This window comes from Chitinimonas viridis (assembly GCF_030409555.1).
GTDB classification, from domain to species: domain Bacteria; phylum Pseudomonadota; class Gammaproteobacteria; order Burkholderiales; family Chitinimonadaceae; genus Chitinimonas; species Chitinimonas viridis.
Map to the genome: position 1 here is coordinate 636,027 of NZ_JAUFPU010000018.1, position 18,212 is coordinate 654,238.

The following is an 18,212-nucleotide window of genomic DNA, read 5'->3' on the forward strand; positions in this document are numbered from 1 at the left end:
CAGCATTAGCTGCCAGCGCGGGATAGACCGTCAGCGATGCAGCCAAAGGCGGGTTTACGCTTGCCTTTGGTGGGTTCTCCTATTTGGTCCGGTGCAGAGGTACCGGTATCAGAGGGTGGAGGTTTGTCGCATCGGAGTGCGGGCTTGGGGGGATATTTCGGTTGCAAGTGACAGCAGTTTTCGGCCCACACTTTATTATGGAGCTAAGTTCCCCATGAGATCTCTGCACCCCCGCCAAACCCCCCATATGCGACTGCGTCCGCTCAGCTTGGCATTGGTCGTGATGCTGTCAACCACTGCGTTCGCTGTACCTACGTTCAACAATACGGCGACAACACCTAACCGGGCGGTTGGCGCCAATGTCACGCAGACGCTGACCCTGACACCCACCGCCCCGAATATGCCTGCCGTGATGGCTCAGGCCCAGACTGAGACGGTGACCATCAGCGGGACGGTAACCGATGGCGATACATTTAGCATTACCCTGCCTGGTACGGCCACCACCATCACGACCACGGTAGCCGCCACAGACACCCCGGCCAGCATGGCGACAGAACTCTACGATCTTATCGTTGCCCACGCCGACTACATCAGCAATACCACCTACCAGGTTACCGATAACACTTCGGGCGTGCTGACCTTCACTGCCACCACGCCGGGCACATCGTTTGCGATGTCCTTCCCGGCCGATGCGGCTAACCTTGCCACCAGTTCAAGCACCGCGACCATCGATGGTCTGGAGACGCAGGCCAATGTGCCTGCCGTGCCGGCACAAAGCCAGATTGATACGCTGACGATAGGCGGCAGTGTGGATATTGGGGATGTCTACAATATTGCCCTGCCAGGCTCGGGTACGGTGAGCTTTACGGCCACCACCACCAGCACTGCAGACGTGGCAACCGGCCTGAATGCCGCCATCCAGGCCGACTCCGGCGTGCCCTATGCGACGCAGGACTACACAACCAGCGTGGTTGGCAGTGACATTGTGTTCACCGCCAAGAGTGCGGGCACCGGCTGGACCCTGGGCGCGACCGGGAGCACCAATGCGACTGCTGTGGCACAGGTTAATACCTTGACGCCGGCCTCCATCATGGCAGGTAACACGTTTGCCGTGACGCTCAATGGCACAACCTATACCTTTGTGGCGACCACGACCTCGGCCACGGATGTGGTGAATGGCCTTATCGCTGCCATACCCAACACAACCGTGACCCCCACGCTTAACACCGGGACGCTGGTGCTGACCGCCAACACCCCTGGTACCGCCTTTACCGCAACCGCAGCCGCAGTCGACGTCGCCACGGCAGCCCAATCGACCTTGACCGTGGGCACGCCCAGCCTGATTACGGCGGGCACCACCTCCGCCATCCTCACGCTGAAGGATGCCAGCAGCACCAGCCTGTTCAATGTCAGCGCCAGCGGCGCGACCATTACCAGCAACAGCGCCAGTTGCACGGTAGGCACCCCGACGCGCAGCACCACCAACGGTACCGTTACCGCCACCATTACCGCGGTCAGCCCCGGTAGCTGCATCATTGGTGCGACCTTGAATGGCAGCACCGCCGTCACGGCGACCCAGGCGGTTACCGTCACCGCCGCGAACACCACGATCAACGGCGGCACGGGCACGATCGATGGTACCGGTACGGTGACGGGGTCGGCGAATGTCACGGTCACTGCCGGTAGCAGCGTAGATGTCTCGGCAACCGGTGCCAGCGGCAGCACCCTGACTGTCGACGCTTCAAGCAGGCCGGTCAGCCTGAATCTGGGCGGAAGCACACCATCGGTCTCGGTCTCCACGGGTTCATCGGGCGTGGTGCTGAACGTTCGTACCTCTTCGGGTGGGCAGAACGTGCTGGCTGTTTCGCAGGGTAGCGCAACCCTCTCCAGCGGGGGTGGAGGTGGGCTACTTTCGGTCGGTGGCAGCGGTGATTCGGCGGTGGTCCTCAGTACGGGCAGTACGGGTGCATCCATCAATGTATCGGCAAACAGCGGAGGCGGCACCACCGTTGCCGTGACCTCCGGCACGGTCACCACGCCGCATACCTGTGGGGCACGCCCCGCAATACCGACCACCCCGCCAAGCGGAAGTAGGTCCAGCGCATGGAATACCTACTTCTCGAGCGTGAAGGTCTATCAAAGAGAACTGTTGGCATACTCGCTATGCATAACCCAGGCCGGGACGGTCAACCTGCAAAGGTCCTTGCTCAGCGGCCGCGCCAACATGCTGACCTCGTCCACCTTGTTGCTGTTCAAGGGCGAGACCATCACCTACGACAGCGCGGGCAATGAGATAGGTGTCACGCTGGCAGATGGTGGCGCAGGCGTGGCACAAACCCTGAGTGCCATTCCTACCGGCATGACGCTGGAAAGCATACCGGTGTCCATAGATGGCAACCCTGCCCGCCTGAATGGTTCCTATCTGGGCACCGAGATTGTGACTACCCTGAGCAAGGAGCTGGGTATCCAGCTGACGCGCAGCGCCAATACCCCGATCGGTGGCATGGTCATGACCGCGCCGGACGGCACGCGTATCGCCGGTGTACCGGTTGGCCAGCTAATGGTCGCGCCAGGCGTTCCCAGTGGGCTGCAAAGCAACGGGCGGATGCGCGTGGTGGTGAGAGGTGCGGTCACGGAATTGGCCCCCAGCCTGGTGAGCCCAAGCAACTTCGCGGCGCAGCTCTTGGCCGTGGATAGCCAAGCTACCGGCATGGTCACGGCTGACGGCTTGATCAAGGCTACGGTGGGTGGTGCCAAGTACGTGGTCCGGCCGGCATGGACTGCAACGCCCAGCACCTTGAATGGCTTCTCCTACGACAGTGCTGGTCGCCTGATCCATGGCGATGGCAGTGCGCAGCAGACGCTCTACCCGGCGTTTGCCAACATTGATGTCGTGGCAGCCACACTGAGCACCATCATAGGCGCATCCGTGCCTGCAGTGGATGTCGATGGCTCCGTCACCACCACCATAGGTAACGTCAGCTATAAGCTGCGGGCTGGCTATATGCTCGTCAACACCCCAGAAGCACATGCTACCGACACCTGGTGGCAGGATGGCAGTACCTTCTATATCAACAACCAGGATGGGACCGCTCAGTCGTTCTCGGTTGAATAAGCCGTTTTACCAAAGCAGCTTGTCTCAAGGCGCAACGCCCGCAAGGGGTTGCGCCTTTTTCATGCTGGTGGCCAACTACCGGCCTGAAACGCAGAGGGACTGGCAAAGCCTGCAAGGTGTCACGGTGCCGCCACGGAGGTTGGTTCTTTAAACCTGCGCAAGGCAACCAACTGCCACGCCGAAAGCACCAACGTGGCGAGCAACAGCGCAACCGACATAGGCTGCATGAACGCCTCGCGGCCCAGGGCAAAGAAGGACGCATGGATGCCGACAGTGAGGAAGCCCAGCGCAGCCAGCAGCTTGTAATAGTTCAAGCCAGTGTGGAGGTTGGCGACGACCCGGCTGTGTGCATACAGAACCAGCGCAATGATGGGAATGTTCAGGAGCAGGTTGACCTGATTGCCACCAGGAATGTTGAACAACTCCCATTCGTGCCAATAGGCTGCGTCGATTTGATGCGTGACCAGAACCGTGGCATTTGCCAGGAAAAGCCAGCGAAGGTGCGATTGCGGGGACATGGGTAAACCTTTCGGTTGCCTTGGTTCAATAGCAAAAGAACCCATTGAAGGGCTCGAGACGCTGTGACGACGCGGCTTGCTCCGCGCCAGGCACCGTCGGCTGTTGGGGATAAAGGCGCTGCGGCTACCGGCTTTGCCCGGTGTCGGGACATCGCCAAGCCCATAGAAAACGCTTGGCGGAGTATCCCAGACTTTATTCCAGAATCACTAGCTGCTCTTGGGCGACCTACCCATGCAGATACGCGGGGCACAGCAATGCTGGCTCACCCTTATGGTGGGTCGCAGCCGCCAGTGCCGCTGGCTTACCCGGCGTTAGCGTGCCATCAGGCCTGCCAGCCCCGCCGCCCGGCCAGCCGCTGGCCGGCCTGGCGCAGTATCTTCTCGGTGGTCGGCCAGCTCACGCAGGCATCCGTCACTGAGCAGCCATAGCGCAGGTCGTCCAGGTCTGCGGGGATAGGCTGATTACCCGCCTCGATGAAGCTCTCTATCATCACGCCGCGGATGGCGCGGTTGCCTTCGCGTATCTGGTTCACCACATCGGCCAGCACGACAGGCTGCAGGGCATGCTGCTTCCAGGAGTTGGCATGGGCACAATCGACAATGATATTGGCCGGGATATGGTGTTTTTCCAGCGCCTTTTCGGCGAGGTGGATGCTGACCGTATCGTAGTTGGGCCGTCCGCCGCCGCCACGCATGACCAGGTGACAGTAGCGGTTGCCCTGGGTGCGGACGATGGCCGGCCTGCCATCCTGGTCCATCCCCATGAAGGCATGGGGGCAGGCTGCCGACAGGATGGCATTGACGGCTGTCTCGACGCTGCCGTCGGTACCGTTCTTGAACCCCACGGGCGTGGCCAGGCCCGATGACAGTTCGCGGTGCACCTGCGATTCGGTGGTGCGCGCACCAATCGCCGTCCAGCTGATCAGGTCGCCAAAATAATGGGGCGATAGTGGGTCCAGCGCCTCGGTCGCGACCGGCAGGCCCAGCGCATTGACCGCCAGCAGGAACTGCCGAGCGCGCGCCATGCCCTCGCCTATCCGGCAGGAATCGTCCATATGCGGGTCGTTGACCAGGCCCTTCCAGCCCACCGTGGTACGCGGCTTCTCGAAGTACGCCCGCATCACCACATACAGGGTATCGGACAGCTCGTCGGCCAAGGCAGCCAGCCGCTGCGCATAGTCCAGGCCTGCTTCGGTATCGTGGATGGAGCATGGCCCGACCACCACCAGCAGCCTGTCGTCCTTGCGATCCAGGATGTCGCGGATCGTCTGCCGCCCCGCCTGTACGGTCGCGGCAACCCTTTCGGACGCTGGCATCAGCCGATACATCTCCGCCGGTGCGGGCACCTGCTCGAAAATGGCGTCGGGCATACCCCCCGGCCCTCTCGGATACACCGCTCCCGTCCGGCCCGTTGCTGTAAAGGCTATCGTCATGTTTCCTCCAGTATTCGTGTTGTCGTAAGCCTGGGGCTTGCCTGTCTGCCTTCGCACAAGCCGCAAGGCCCACAACTGCATGCGCCCCGCCCGTGACCCACTGGGTTTCTTGCAAACATCATGCAGCCGTAAGTAATGATAGTCAATCTCATTTGCATTTAGATTTTTTTACCGTTACGATGCTTCGCCAATCCGGCGCCTGGCTCGCGTACGACAGCTGCAAACCATCCCTTCGCGACGCCATCGCTGCGCTACCGGGCACCTACAAGAACAGCCATCCCGCCCGGCGCAACGCACGCCTGCCACGGCTGATATCCAGCAGCGGCAGCGGTATTGGTCTTTCATGAGGAGCCTCTATGCAACCATCCCAGCACGATTCCGGCTTGACTACCCCCAAAGCCACCGACCTGCTCCGCCTCTACCCCATCGGTGGCTCGCTGTTCACCTCGCCACGCCGCACGGTACTGACGCTGGGCCGCCATGCCACGCTCGCACACGGGCCGGCCGACACCTTGGCACAACGTGCGGCCCAGTTGCTGCGGCAGGCGCAGGCAGAAGGCCTGGTGCAGCCCATCCTGCTGGGCGCGGTTCCCTTCAATGCCCAGGCACCGGCCCATCTGTTCATCCCCGAGAGCACGGTGCAAGGGCGGGGTGCCGGTGAAACCGCGCTGCCTACCCAGGCAGAATCTAACTCCCTGCGCGACATCAGCAGCGAGGCCCTGCCCCACCCCGACCGCTACCGCGACAATGTGGCGCAGGCACTGAGCCAGATCGGCGAAGGCGGGCTGGACAAGGTGGTGTTGTCGCGCTCGATCAAGGTCGATGCCAACATTGCCGTGCCTACGCTGCTGCAGCGCTTGGCCAACCGCAATCCCAGCGGCTATACCTTCGCCATCGACCTGCCGGAAACCGACGGCGAGCGCCGTACGCTGGTCGGCGCCAGCCCCGAGTTGCTGCTGTCGCGCCGTGGCCGGCAGGTGGTCTCGCACCCGCTGGCGGGCTCCATCCCCCGCAGCAGCGACCCGCTAGAAGACGCGCGGCGTGCCGAACAATTGTTCGGCTCGGCCAAGGACAGGCACGAGCACCAGCTGGTGGTCGATGCCGTGGTGGCCGCGCTGGGCCCCTATTGCAATGCGGTACACGTGCCCAGCGGCCCGTCGCTGGTCTCCACCCCCAGCATGTGGCACCTGGCCACCGAGATACGCGGCGACCTGGCAGACGGGGAATGCAGCGCGCTGGAACTGGCGCTGGCCCTGCACCCGACCCCCGCAGTCTGCGGCCACCCCACGGCGGCAGCGCGCTCCTTTATCGAGACGGTGGAAGGCTTCGACCGTGGTTTCTTCACCGGCTTGGTCGGCTGGTGCGATGCCAGCGGCGATGGTGAATGGGCCGTCACCATACGTTGTGCCGAAGTGGGCGAACACACTGCGACGCTCTATGCCGGGGCCGGCATCGTGGCTGGCTCCGAGCCCCATCTGGAACTGGCGGAAACCAGCGCCAAGCTGCGTACCATGCTCAGCGCCATGGCCTTGGAGAGCGTGCTGGAGGGGGCGGCATGAGCCAGCTGACCGGTTTTACCCCCTGGCCCGAGCAGGACGCGCAGCGCTACCGCGAGCTGGGCTACTGGGCCGGCGAAACACTGGGCGCCATGCTGCAGCGCAAGGCCGGCGAACACCCCGACCGTATCGCCATCGTCTGCGGCAAACGGCGATGGTCCTATGCCGAGCTCGATGCGAAAGCAGACCAATTGGCCGCAGGCTTCGCCCGCCTGGGCATAGGCGCGCAGGATCGCGTCGTGGTGCAACTACCCAATGTGGCCGAGTTCTTCTCGGTCTGCTTTGGCCTGTTCCGCCTGGGCGCCCTGCCCGTCTTCGCCCTGCCGGCGCACCGCCGGGCAGAGGTCAGTCACTTCTGCCGCTTTGCCGATGCCAAGGCCTATGTCATCGCCGACCTGGACGGTGGCTTTGACTACCGGACGCTGGCGCGGGAAGTACAGGCTGAAGTCCCGGCCCTGCGCCATGTGGTGGTGGCTGGCGAGGCCGCCGAGTTCACTGCGCTGGCCGACCTGCACGACACACCCATCGAGTTAGCCGGTCCATCGGCCGGCGAGGTGGCCTTCCTGCAGCTGTCTGGCGGCAGCACGGGCCTGCCCAAGCTGATCCCGCGCACCCATGACGACTACCTCTACAGCGTACGCGCCAGCGCAGATATCTGCGGGCTGGACCAAGATGCCGTCTACCTGTGCGCCTTGCCGGTGGCCCACAATTTCCCGCTCAGCTCACCGGGCACCCTGGGCGTGCTGCATGCAGGCGGGCGCATCGTGCTGGCGCGCCGCCCCAGCCCTGACGAGGTGTTCCCCTTGATCGGGACGGAAGGCGTGACGATCACCGCGCTGGTGCCGCCGCTGGCCATGGTGTGGCTGGAATCGGCCCGGCAGCGCCGACCGGAACTGAAGACACTGAAGCTGCTGCAGGTAGGTGGCGCCAAGTTCGGCGCTGAGGTGGCGTGCCGTGTACTGCCGGAACTGGGCTGCCGCCTGCAGCAGGTCTTTGGCATGGCCGAGGGGCTGGTCAACTACACCCGTCCTGAGGACAGCGACGAACTGTTGCACCATACCCAGGGCCGCGCCATCTCGCCGCACGACGAAGTTCGCGTGGTGGACGACGAGGATCGCGACCTGCCCGATGGTGAACTGGGCCATCTGCTGACCCGTGGCCCCTACACCATACGCGGCTACTACCTTGCCGATGAACACAACGCACGCGCCTTCACCGCCGACGGCTACTACCGCACCGGCGACCTGGTGCGCCGGCTACCCAGCGGGCACCTGACAGTAGAGGGCCGCGCCAAGGATCAGATCAACCGTGGCGGCGACAAGGTCGCTGCAGAAGAGGTGGAGAACCATTTGCTGGCCCACCCAGCCGTGCACGATGCCGCCCTGGTCGCCATGCCGGACGCCTACCTGGGTGAGCGCAGCTGCGCCTTTATCGTCACGCGCGGCGCCCCCTTGCGCCCTGTCGAACTGATGCGCTTTCTGCGCGAGCGCGGTGTTGCCCAGTACAAGATACCCGACCGCATCGAATTCGTGACCGAGTTTCCCAAGACCGGTGTGGGCAAGGTCAACAAGCGGGCACTGCGTGAGCGGATTGCCGAGCTGATCGCGGCCGCCGACTGAGCCACAGCCTGTACCGCATACCGCAATGCCCAGGGTAAACCTGGGCAGCGGGCAGGCACCTGCTCCTCTTTTTCCATTTCGATCGCCTGGCTTACACAATATGACCATACCCCGCATCGCCACCTATCCCATGCCCACCACCCTGCCCGAAAACCGGGTGGACTGGCTGCCGGAGCCCAACCGAGCCGTGCTGCTGATCCACGACATGCAGCAGTATTTCCTCGATTTCTACGACCAAACGGCGGCGCCCATCCCCTCGCTGATCGCCCATATCCAGGCACTGCGCCAGGCCTGCGACGCAGTGGGCATACCGGTGGTGTACACCGCCCAACCGGGTGAGCAATCGCCGGAGGAGCGGGGTTTGCTGACCGAGTGGTGGGGGCCGGGCATTACCGCGCAGCCGCAACTTGCGCCTGTGGTGGCTGCCCTGGCACCGCGCGAGCAGGATGTGGTGCTGACCAAGTGGCGATACAGCGCCTTTGCCCGCAGCGATCTCGAACAGCGCATGCGCGCCCAAGGCCGCGACCAGCTGATCATCTGCGGCATCTACGCCCATATCGGCTGCCAGGTGACGGCGGCGGATGCCTTTATGCGCGACATCCGCCCCATCTATGTGGGCGATGCGGTTGCCGATTTCTCGGCCGAGGAGCATGCCGGCGCGCTGGCCTATGTCTCGCGGCGCTGTGGTGCCGTACGCAGCACCCAGGACGTGCTGGCAGCGCTGCGCCCCCAGGGCAAGCTGCCGGCCGACCAGGCAGCGCTGCTGGCCGAGGTGGCCAGGATGCTGCAGATGCAGCCGTCGGATCTGTATGCCGACGACAACCTGATCCACGCCGGGCTCGATTCCATCCGCCTGATGAGCCTGGTGGAAGGCTGGCGGGCAGCAGGTGCCGAGGTCGGCTTTGCCGAAATGGCCGAGCAGCCCACCATCGCGCAGTGGTGGGCCTTGCTCAGCCGGCAGGGCAGCTAGCCATGGAGTTCGCGGGCAGGATTGCCTTGGTGACCGGCGCGGCGCAGGGCATAGGGCTGGCGGTAGCAACCATGCTGGCAAGCCGCGGCGCACGCGTGGCTGTGCTGGATAGACAGGCCGATCGCATCGCCACCGTGGCGGCCACCCTGCCCGGACAGGGCCATCTGGCCCTGGCCGTGGATCTGACCGAGGCCGCCGCCATCGATGCTGCCGTGGCACAAACCGAGCGCGAGCTGGGCGAGATCGATCTGCTCGCCAGCGTGGCCGGTGTACTGCATCTGGCCAGCACCCAGGCCACCACCGACGCGCAATGGCAGCAGACCTTCAGCGTCAACACCACCGCGGTGTTCCAGCTCTGCCGGGCGGTGGCGGGGCGTATGCAAGCGCGCCGCCGTGGTGCCATCGTGGTGGTCGGCTCCAATGCGGCCAGCACACCGCGCTTGAACATGGCCGCCTATGCCGCCTCCAAGGCCGCCACTGCACAACTGCTGCGCTGCCTGGCGCTGGAGCTGGCGCCACACGGCATACGCTGCAACATCGTGTCGCCCGGCTCCACCGAGACCGATATGCAGCGCCAGCTGTGGACCCGCCCTGACAGCGTGCAATCCATCATCGCCGGCTCGGCCGAAGGCTACAGGCTGGGCATACCCCTGGGGCGCATCGCCCAGCCCGAGGATATTGCCGAAGCGGTCTGCTATCTGGCATCGGATCGTGCCCGCCACATCACGCTGCACGACCTGCGGGTAGATGGCGGTGCGACACTGGACGCTTGAGGGCCTGATATTGGAATTGCAGGCGGAGAAATCAACGGTCTCGGGGAGCTAGCCCTAAGGGCTAGCCCTCATGGCGGGCTCAGATCCAGCGCCAGGGCGGCGCTGACGCCTGCCATGCCCAGGTCGAGGCGCTTGAGCTGCATGGTGCGGGCTGGCTGGATATGCCAGTGCAGCAGGTAGTCCGGTGTAGCTTGCGGCAGCACCGTGACGCTGGCCAGGTGGTCGGCCACGCCTACCCCCCAGGCCTTGAGCAGAGCCTCCTTGCCGCTCCAGACATCGAAGAATGCCGCCACCTCCTCTCCCCTTTGGCAGTGGGCCTGTTCCATCGGGGTATAGGCCTCTGCCAGCAAGGTCAGCGGGTGCCGGGTATCGTGCGCTTCCACGTCCACGCCTACCGGGTGAGTCTCTGAAATCGCGATCAGGGCATGTTGCCCCGCGTGGCTGACGTTGAACTGCGGGCCCCCAGCCTGCAGCACCGGTTTGCCGTGCGCGCCGGGCTGTATCTGCAATGCGCCGGCGGATTGACCCAGGTGCGCGCCCAGTAACTGCCGCAGGGTCGCGCGGGTGATGGCATAGCGCAGGCGATCAGCAGGCTGCCGATAGCGCAGGCAGGCCGCCTGCTCGGCCTCGCTCAGTTCGGCCCATACGGCGGACGGGAGCGGGGCAGCCAGATCCAGCAGCAGGTGCCAGACCGCCACCCCGCTGAAATCCAGCGGACGGATATCCAGTTGCCGACACCGTACCCTCGCGCCATCCCAACTCACTCACGCCCTCCTGTTCAGGCTGATCCGGCCACCACAGCCTTAGAGCCTGTTCAATGTCTTTTCGCCGCGTCGCTGATCTGGAAAATGGCCAGGCACAAGGCGTGGTGCGCAGGCAATAACAAGTTATTGCCAAGCGCCACAACGCAGTGAATGGCCGTTTTCCAGATCAGCCCTTCGGGTTCGCAGCCTTGCCGGCGAATGGCGGCGTTGCAAGCCGCTGACGGTACCCGTACCGCTGCGCGGCTTGCGCCTTGCCCTTCATCCGGCAAGGTTGCTAACGAAGCGGCGAAAAGACTTTGAACAGGCTCTTAGCCCCAGGCTGACGCCAGCGGCGTAATCGTGCGACCAAGCCATGTGTCAGCAGATAGGCCAGCGGCACAAAGAATATCGCCAGCAAGGTCGCCGTCACCACCCCGCCCAGCACGCCGGTGCCGACCGCATGCTGGCTGGCCGAGCCCGGCCCTGTGGCCAGCACCAAGGGCACGACGCCCGCGCCAAAGGCCAGCGAGGTCATCAGGATAGGCCGCAGGCGCAGGCTGGCACCCTGTAGCACACCATCCAGTGCGCTAGCGCCATTGCGTACGGCAGCCTCGGCGAACTCGATGATCAGGATGGCATTCTTGGCGGACAAGCCTACCGTGGTCAACAGCCCCACCTGGAAATAGATGTCGCTGGGCAGGCCTCGGATGCTGACAGCGAGCATGGCCCCGACCACCCCCAGTGGTATCACCATCAGCACCGCCACCGGTACCGACCAGCTCTCATACAGTGCCGCAAGGCACAGGAAGACGAATAGGATGGAGGCGGCATACAGCATGGGGGCCTGGCCGCTGGACAGCTTGTCCTGGTAGGAGAGGCCGCTCCACTCATAGCTGGTGCCGGGCAGGCGTGCCGCCAGTTGCTCTATGGCCGCCATGGCATCGCCGGAGCTGACGCCGGGCGCGGCGGAGCCGAATACCTGGGTCGCCATCATGCCGTTGTAGCGGCGCAGCTGCGCCGGGCCTTCCTCCCAGCGGGTCTGGGCGAAGGCGCTGAATGGCGTCATCTGGCCGCCGCCACCGCGTACCGCCCACAGCCCGATATCCTCGGGGCGCGAGCGGTACGGTGCATCTGCCTGCACCATGACCTTCTTGACCCGCCCCTGGTGGATGAAGTCATTGACGTAGCTACCGCCCCAGGCCGTGCCCAGGGTGCTGTTCACATCCGCGAGATCCAGGCCCAGCACGGCGGCCTTGACCTGGTCCACCTCCACCCGCAGTTGCGGCATGCTGTCGTTACCGTTGGCCCGCACCGCCATCAGACGCGGGTCGCGCTGGGCTTCGGCAACCAGTTGCTCCCTGGCCAATGCCAGGCTGGACTGCCCCTGTCCGCTGATGTCCTGCAACCAGAAATCAAAGCCATTGGTCTGGCCCAGGCCTTCGATGGGGGGCAGCACCATGCTGAAGACCTCGGCATCGCGCAGCTGGCTCAAGGCCTGGTTGGCGCGCTCGGCAATGGCCAGCGCGCTGTTCTCCTCGCCCTTGCGCTGTGACCAGTCCTTGAGCGAGATAAAGGCCATGCCGGCATTCTGCCCGGGGCCACCGAAGCTGAAGCCAGCCAGGGTGTAGATGGCATCGATATTGGCTTTTTCCGCCTCCAGGAAATGCCGCTCCACCGCCTCTACCACCTTGGCCGTGCGGGGATAGGTGGCGCCGCCGGGCAGGGTGAACTGCACCATGACCGTGCCCTGGTCATCGTCAGGTATGAAGGCCGTGGGCAGGCGGTAATGCAAGACCCCCATCAGCCCCACTATGGCCAGGTAGACCAGGCCGTAGCGCACCGGCCGTGCCAGCAGGGCAGCCAGCCAGCCGCCATAGCGCCGTTGGGCGGCATCGAAGCCGCGGTTGAAGCGCCCCAGCAAGCCGCCCTGCCGCATGGTGTGGCCAGGCTTGAGGAAGGTGGCGCACAGCGCTGGCGTAATGCAGACCGCCACCAGCACCGACAGCGCCATGGCCGCCACGATGGTGACCGAGAACTGGCGGTAGATCACACCGACCGATCCGCCGAAGAAGGCCATGGGCAGAAAAACCGCCCCCAGCACCATGGCGATACCGACCAGGGCGCCAGTGATCTCCCGCATGGAGGCCAGGGTGGCCGCCCGCGCGTCAAGGCCACGCTCCAACATGATGCGCTCGACGTTCTCGACCACCACGATGGCATCGTCCACCAGCAGGCCGATGGCCAGTACCATGGCGAACAGGGTCAGGGTGTTGATGGCGTACCCCGCCACGGCCAGCACGCCAAAGGTCCCCAGCAGCACGATGGGCACGGTGATGGCGGGAATCAGCGTGGCACGCCAGTTCTGCAGGAAGAGATACATCACCAGCACGACCAGCACCACGGCCTCCAGCAATGTCTTGCAGACTTCCCGGATGGAGAGCTTGACGAAGCGCGAGGTATCTTCGGGGAAGGACACTTCCATGCCCGGCGGGAAAGCCTTGCGCAGTTCGGCGACCTTGTCCTTGATCGCCTGGGCGGTGACCAGGGCATTGGCGTCCGGTGCCAGCATGAAGGCCAGCCCGGAGGCCGGGTAGCCGTTCAGCCGCGAGGTGCTGCCATAGTCCTCACTGCCCAGCTCAACCCGGGCAACATCGCCCAGCCGCACCACCGCACCATAGGGGCTGGTCTTGATGACGATGTGACGGAACTGCTCGGGCGTCTTCAGCCGCGACAGCGCCGTCACCGTTGCGTTGAGCTGCTGGGTATCGGCCGAGGGCCGCGCACCCATCTCGCCCACCGAGACTTCGGTATTCTGCTTGGCGATGGCGTTAGTCACATCCAGGGGCATCAGGCCATGGCTGCGCAGCTTGTGCGGGTCCAGCCAGATACGCATGGCATGGGGCGCGCCGAAATTCTGCACCCTGCCCACCCCTTCCACCCGGCTTAGCGGGTCTTGCAGCGTGCTGGCCAGCCAGTCCGAGATATCGGTGTCGCTGCGCTGGCGCGTGGTGTCGTAGAACGCCGCAATCATCAGAAAACCGCTCTGCAGCTTGGTGACGGTCAGTCCGTTCTGCTGTACCGGCCCTGGTAGCCGGCTGGCCACCTGGCTGGCCTTGTTCTGCACCTGTACCTGGGCGACGTCGGGATCGGTACCCTGCTTGAACGTCAGCATGATTTCGGCGCGCCCGGCGCCGCTGCTGTTCGAGCTGAAGTACATCAGGTTGTCGAGCCCCTTCAGCTCCTGCTCCAGTACCTGGGTGACGCTGTTTTCCACTACCTGAGCCGAGGCGCCGGGATAGCTGGCACTGATCATCACCGACGGCGGGGCGATGTCGGGATACTGCGAGATGGACAGACGGCTGACCGCCACGGCGCCGGCCAGCATGGTCATGATCGCCAGCACCCAGGCAAACACCGGGCGCTCGATGAAGAAGCGTGCCAGCATGGATCAGCCCCCCTTTCCGCGTCCGGGCGCGGGTGCGTCGGCACCTGCCACGGCCTGCACCGCCTCGACCGGCTGCCCCGGCCGCACCCGCTGCAAACCGTCGACGATCAGCCGATCGCCGCTGCGCAAGCCGGCGGTGACCACCCAGTAGTTGCCCAGGCTGCCCTGCACGGCCAGTTGCCGCGCTTCGGCCTGGTTGCGGGCATTGACCACCAGCGCCGTGGGCTCGCCCCTGGCGCTGTAGGCCACGCCTTGCTGTGGCACCAGGAAAACCCGCCGTTGTACCGCCTGTTCGACTTCTGCCCGCACATACATGCCAGGCAGCAGCAGGCCCTCAGGGTTGGGGAATTCTGCCCGCAGCGTCACCGCACCGGTTGCCGGGTCCACCCCCACCTCGGCGAACTTCAGCACACCCGCGTGCTGGTAGCGCTGGCCATCTTCCAGCCGCAGCGTGACCTTGGCACCCGCGGTGCGCAGCCCGCCCTGTGGAAAGGTGCGCTTGAGACTGAGCAGCGCCTGGCTGGACTGGACGATATCGACATAGATGGGATCAAGCTGCTGTATGGTCGCCATCGCCCCACCTTGCCCAGCAGAGACCAGCGCGCCCTCGGTCACCTCGGAGCGGCCTATGCGGCCGCTGATCGGTGCAGTAATCCGGGTCCGGTCCAGCTCCACCTGGGTGGCCTTGGTGCTGGCACGGCGCGCTGCAGCGGCCGCTGCACCCTGCTGGTAGGCCGACTTCATGTCGTCCAGCGCCTGGGGGCTGATGAAATTGAGCTTGCTCAGCTCGTCATAGCGACGCACCTTGCCTTGCAGGCTGGCCAGGTTGGCCTCGGCATCGGCCAGATTGGCCTGTGCCTGGTCGTGCGCCGCCTGGTAGCTGCCCGAGTCGATCTGGTACAGCACCTGGCCGGCGCGGACCAGGGCCCCCTCCTCGAACAGCCTGCGCTGCACGATGCCCGACACCTGCGGCCGGACTTCTGACACACGATACGCCGCCGTGCGCCCAGCCAACTCGGTCAGCACCGGTGCGTCCTGCGCCGCCAGGGTCAGGACGCCGACCTTGGGTGCCATGGTGGGCGGGCCTTCGGCCGCTGGGTCGCCTGCGGGGGCCTTGCTACAGCCCAGCAGACCAAGCGGCAGCAACAGAGCAAGACTTTTCTTCAGCATGGTCGATAGCCTCCCGTCAGCAGCCCGCGCTTGCGCTGGCTACTGTGGGCAGGCGACTCCTTGTTAACAGTGGGGAATTAACCTAGAAAAACCGGCCGGGCTTCTACCCTGGCCCTGTACGCAGCAGTAATTCTCATTGCCAGGATTTTAATGATAATACTTATCATTCGTAATAGAATTGCGCATGCAGGCCGCACCTGTCAATGGCTGGCGCAGGCCCCCTTCCCCCCAATATCCTGGAAAACATGCGTATCCCCTGCCTATTCAAGCGAGAAGCAGCTTCTGCCTCCACCACGGCCTGGCTGGCCACCTGCCTGCTGCTCGCCCTGCTTGGCGGCTGTGGCAAGCAGGCCGAGGCCCCCGCCGCCGCCAAAGCCAGCCCTGCCCAGGCCAGCGGCTGGCCGCGCAGCATCATGACCGCCAAGGGTGAAGTCGTCATTGACCGCCCGCCGCAGCGCATCGTCTCCACCAGCGTCACACTGACCGGCACCCTGCTCACCATCAACGCGCCCATCGTGGCCAGCGGTGCCACCCAGGGCGGTACTGCCATCACCGACGAACAGGGCTTCTTCACCCAATGGTCAGACGTTGCCAAGGCCCGCAAGCTGCAGCCGCTCTATCGCGGCGAGCCGAACGCCGAAGCCATCATCGCGGCCAATCCCGACCTCATCATCGTGGCCGGTACCGGTGGCGATTCGGCGCTCAAGCTGTATGAGCAGCTGAACCTGGTGGCACCGACCCTGGTGGTCAACTACGACGACAAGAGCTGGCAGGAACTGGCCACGCTGTTCGGCCGCGCCACCGGCCACGAGGCCGATGCCGCCGCTGCCATCCAGCGCTTCGACAGCCTGGCAGCCGCCACCCGCGCCAGCCTGGTGCTGCCGCCGCAACCCACCACGGCCCTGGTCTACTATGAGGACGATTCCGGCGCCAACGTCTGGACCGGCGCATCAGCCCAGGGCAAGCTGCTGACGGATCTGGGCTTCCAGCTCGCCGCCGTGCCCGACTCGGTCAAGGGCGACAAGAGCATGGGCATACGCAAGGACATCATCCAGCTGTCGGGTGAGAAATTCGCCGACGGCCTGCAGGGCCAGACCCTGCTGCTGTTCTCGGGCAATGCGCAGACCGCCGCACAGGTGAAGCGCAACCGCTTCCTGGCGGGCAGCCCGGCCATCAAGGCCGGTCATGTCTACCCCATGGGGCTAGACACCTTCCGCCTAGACTATTACAGCGCCACCCAGCTGCTGCGGCATATGCAGACGCTGTTCCACGGCAGCCAGGCGGCCGCGAGCGAGCAGGGCAAAGCGGCAACCAAGCCCGCCAGCCGGGGATAGGCGGAAACGACGCGCCTGAAGATGGCTTGCGCCATGGTCAGGCTCATGCGCTGCACCCGATACCCGGCAAACCCAGGCCTCGTCTGGCGTCGAGGCCCAGTCTGATAAACAAGGTCGCAAAGCGCTTGCAAGCGGGCACCGGCTGGGGGGTGGCGGCAAGCCAGCCACGCCCGCCTACCGCCAAGTGCCCCTACTCCGCAGCGGCAGCAGCAGGCAGGGGTGCAGGCGCGATCGACGCCTGGCCGCCCAGCCGGCGCAGGGTGCCAAAGCCCAGGCCCATCAGCACCACCAGGCCGGCAGCGACGCCGCCCAGCGTGGCGGCGGCACCCAGGGGTGCCACTACGCGTGCCAGCGCGCCCACACCCACCGCCCCAGCCGCATCGCCTACCACGTCCTGCGCATTCCACAGGCTGTTGATACGGCCCAGCAGGTGATCGGGCGTATGGCTTTGCACCAGGGTGAACTGCAGCAGCGAGGCGATTGAGCCCAGGTAGCCGATGATGGCCAGCGCCATCAGCGCCGGTAGGATGTGGCCCACCAGGCCCAGCACAGACACGGCCAGGGAGGAGCCCAGCACGGCGCCCAGCATCACCCTGCCTGGCCGGCGAAGGCCGCCCACCCAGCCACTGGTGAAGGCGCCCAGCATGGCGCCGAGCGGCACGGCGCCGTACATCAGGCCCACTTCGAATGCCCCGCCGCCGTAGCCGTCTTCTGCCAAGGCGGGAAACAACACACGCACTGCACTCAGCAAGGCCTGCAGGGTGCCCACTGCCACCACGGCCCCCACCACCTTGTTCTGCCACAGGAACTGCACGCCCTCGCGCAGCGCCTGCAGCGGGTGCTCCGGCTCGCCCCCCTGCGGCAGCACGGCAGGCAGACGAGTCAGCGGCAGCAGCGTACACAGGGTACCCACACCGGCCAGCAGGTAGTTCCAGCTGACACCCGCGCTCACGATCAGCACCCCGCCGATGGCTGGGGCCAATACGGCGCCAAAGCGCACGATCAGCATGCTCAAGGCGCCAGCGGCAGGCAGGTTCTCACGCCCCACCAGCGCAGGTGTGGCCGCCATCAGCGCCGTAATGCCCATGGCCCCGAAGAAGCCATCCCATAGCGATACCAGATAGAGCGCCGTCAGCGACGGCGCGGCGACAAAGCTGTTGGCAGCCAAGGCCAGGAAGCCAATGCCGCACAGCCCCCGCGCCAGCAGTATCAAGCTGCGCCGGTCATACCGGTCTGCCAGCACGCCGCCGCACATCAGGCCCACGAACATGCCGATACCATCGAGCGCCATGGCGAGGCCAACCTGCAGCGTGGAACCGGTCAGCTGATGGATCTGCACCGGCACGGCCACCATCAGGATGCCGAGGGCCAGCACTGACATCATGCGGGCCACGAACACGGCCCGGAAATTGGCGTTCTGCTTGAGCAGGCTGAAATCCAGGAAAATGCTGGGTCGACTCATGGGCGGGTGATCCGATGGACTGAGAGAATGGCGGCAAGGCGAGGCGCTTGCCGGGCTTTTGCCGGCCCGGCATG

12 protein-coding genes are annotated in these 18,212 nt (G+C 65.0%); 6 read left to right on the forward strand and 6 right to left on the reverse strand.

What is annotated here, in order from left to right:
- Positions 1-214: 214 nt before the first annotated feature.
- Entirely contained in the window at positions 215-3,115 is a 2,901-nt protein-coding gene (locus QWZ03_RS16120) for a beta strand repeat-containing protein (protein ID WP_290333645.1), read from the forward strand.
- A 119-nt stretch (positions 3,116-3,234) separates the two neighbouring features.
- Here QWZ03_RS16120 and QWZ03_RS16125 read toward each other — a convergent pair whose 3' ends face one another.
- Positions 3,235-3,633, reverse strand: a complete 399-nt coding sequence (locus QWZ03_RS16125) for a DUF6713 family protein (protein WP_290333646.1) — start codon at positions 3,631-3,633, stop codon at positions 3,235-3,237.
- 323 nt (positions 3,634-3,956) lie between these two features.
- Positions 3,957-5,003, reverse strand: a complete 1,047-nt coding sequence (locus tag QWZ03_RS16130) for a 3-deoxy-7-phosphoheptulonate synthase (protein WP_290333648.1) — start codon at positions 5,001-5,003, stop codon at positions 3,957-3,959.
- 419 nt (positions 5,004-5,422) lie between these two features.
- Here QWZ03_RS16130 and QWZ03_RS16135 point away from each other — a divergent pair, with 419 nt between their 5' ends.
- The 4 genes from QWZ03_RS16135 to QWZ03_RS16150 all read left to right on the forward strand — a co-directional run bounded on the left by QWZ03_RS16135 (position 5,423) and on the right by QWZ03_RS16150 (position 9,984).
- Positions 5,423-6,625 (forward strand): isochorismate synthase, encoded by a 1,203-nt coding sequence (locus QWZ03_RS16135; RefSeq protein ID WP_290333649.1) that lies wholly within the window; start codon positions 5,423-5,425, stop codon positions 6,623-6,625.
- Complete coding sequence (locus tag QWZ03_RS16140) at positions 6,622-8,241, forward strand: (2,3-dihydroxybenzoyl)adenylate synthase (RefSeq protein WP_290333650.1); 1,620 nt, start codon at positions 6,622-6,624, stop codon at positions 8,239-8,241. The genes QWZ03_RS16135 and QWZ03_RS16140 overlap by 4 nt, the downstream gene beginning before the upstream one ends.
- A 100-nt stretch (positions 8,242-8,341) precedes the next feature.
- Positions 8,342-9,211: an isochorismatase family protein gene (locus QWZ03_RS16145; protein ID WP_290333651.1), complete on the forward strand. Its 870-nt coding sequence runs from the start codon at positions 8,342-8,344 to the stop codon at positions 9,209-9,211.
- 2 nt (positions 9,212-9,213) lie between these two features.
- On the forward strand, positions 9,214-9,984 hold the full coding sequence (locus QWZ03_RS16150; protein ID WP_290333652.1) for a 2,3-dihydro-2,3-dihydroxybenzoate dehydrogenase: 771 nt from the start codon (positions 9,214-9,216) through the stop codon (positions 9,982-9,984).
- A 68-nt stretch (positions 9,985-10,052) separates the two neighbouring features.
- Here the strand turns inward: QWZ03_RS16150 and QWZ03_RS16155 are convergent, their stop codons facing one another.
- The 3 genes from QWZ03_RS16155 to QWZ03_RS16165 all read right to left on the reverse strand — a co-directional run bounded on the left by QWZ03_RS16155 (position 10,053) and on the right by QWZ03_RS16165 (position 15,342).
- On the reverse strand, positions 10,053-10,748 hold the full coding sequence (locus tag QWZ03_RS16155; protein ID WP_290333653.1) for a 4'-phosphopantetheinyl transferase family protein: 696 nt from the start codon (positions 10,746-10,748) through the stop codon (positions 10,053-10,055).
- A gap of 274 nt (positions 10,749-11,022) precedes the next feature.
- Complete coding sequence (locus tag QWZ03_RS16160) at positions 11,023-14,172, reverse strand: efflux RND transporter permease subunit (protein WP_290333654.1); 3,150 nt, start codon at positions 14,170-14,172, stop codon at positions 11,023-11,025.
- A 3-nt stretch (positions 14,173-14,175) separates the two neighbouring features.
- Positions 14,176-15,342 carry an efflux RND transporter periplasmic adaptor subunit gene (locus QWZ03_RS16165; protein ID WP_290333655.1) on the reverse strand — a complete coding sequence of 389 codons (1,167 nt, stop codon included), beginning with the start codon at positions 15,340-15,342 and terminating at the stop codon, positions 14,176-14,178.
- 245 nt (positions 15,343-15,587) lie between these two features.
- On the opposite strand from QWZ03_RS16165, the gene fepB reads away from it, so the two are divergent.
- Complete coding sequence (gene fepB / locus QWZ03_RS16170) at positions 15,588-16,676, forward strand: Fe2+-enterobactin ABC transporter substrate-binding protein (protein WP_290333657.1); 1,089 nt, start codon at positions 15,588-15,590, stop codon at positions 16,674-16,676.
- Positions 16,677-16,866: 190 nt separating this feature from the next.
- On the opposite strand, the gene entS is transcribed toward fepB, so the two are convergent.
- Positions 16,867-18,138, reverse strand: coding sequence for an enterobactin transporter EntS (gene entS, locus QWZ03_RS16175; protein WP_290333658.1), 1,272 nt, complete (start codon positions 18,136-18,138; stop codon positions 16,867-16,869).
- Between the last annotated feature and the right edge of the window lie 74 nt (positions 18,139-18,212).

Excerpts from the sequence above, each read along its gene's own strand:
- entS (WP_290333658.1), bottom strand. The coding sequence starts at position 18,138 with ATGAGTCGACCCAGCATTTTCCTGGATTTCAGCCTGCTCAAGCAGAAC.
- QWZ03_RS16120 (WP_290333645.1), top strand. The coding sequence starts at position 215 with ATGAGATCTCTGCACCCCCGCCAAACCCCCCATATGCGACTGCGTCCG.
- QWZ03_RS16145 (WP_290333651.1), top strand. The coding sequence starts at position 8,342 with ATGACCATACCCCGCATCGCCACCTATCCCATGCCCACCACCCTGCCC.
- QWZ03_RS16160 (WP_290333654.1), bottom strand. The coding sequence starts at position 14,172 with ATGCTGGCACGCTTCTTCATCGAGCGCCCGGTGTTTGCCTGGGTGCTG.
- QWZ03_RS16125 (WP_290333646.1), bottom strand. The coding sequence starts at position 3,633 with ATGTCCCCGCAATCGCACCTTCGCTGGCTTTTCCTGGCAAATGCCACG.
- QWZ03_RS16165 (WP_290333655.1), bottom strand. The coding sequence starts at position 15,342 with ATGCTGAAGAAAAGTCTTGCTCTGTTGCTGCCGCTTGGTCTGCTGGGC.
- fepB (WP_290333657.1), top strand. The coding sequence starts at position 15,588 with ATGCGTATCCCCTGCCTATTCAAGCGAGAAGCAGCTTCTGCCTCCACC.
- QWZ03_RS16140 (WP_290333650.1), top strand. The coding sequence starts at position 6,622 with ATGAGCCAGCTGACCGGTTTTACCCCCTGGCCCGAGCAGGACGCGCAG.
- QWZ03_RS16130 (WP_290333648.1), bottom strand. The coding sequence starts at position 5,003 with ATGCCCGACGCCATTTTCGAGCAGGTGCCCGCACCGGCGGAGATGTAT.
- QWZ03_RS16150 (WP_290333652.1), top strand. The coding sequence starts at position 9,214 with ATGGAGTTCGCGGGCAGGATTGCCTTGGTGACCGGCGCGGCGCAGGGC.
- QWZ03_RS16135 (WP_290333649.1), top strand. The coding sequence starts at position 5,423 with ATGCAACCATCCCAGCACGATTCCGGCTTGACTACCCCCAAAGCCACC.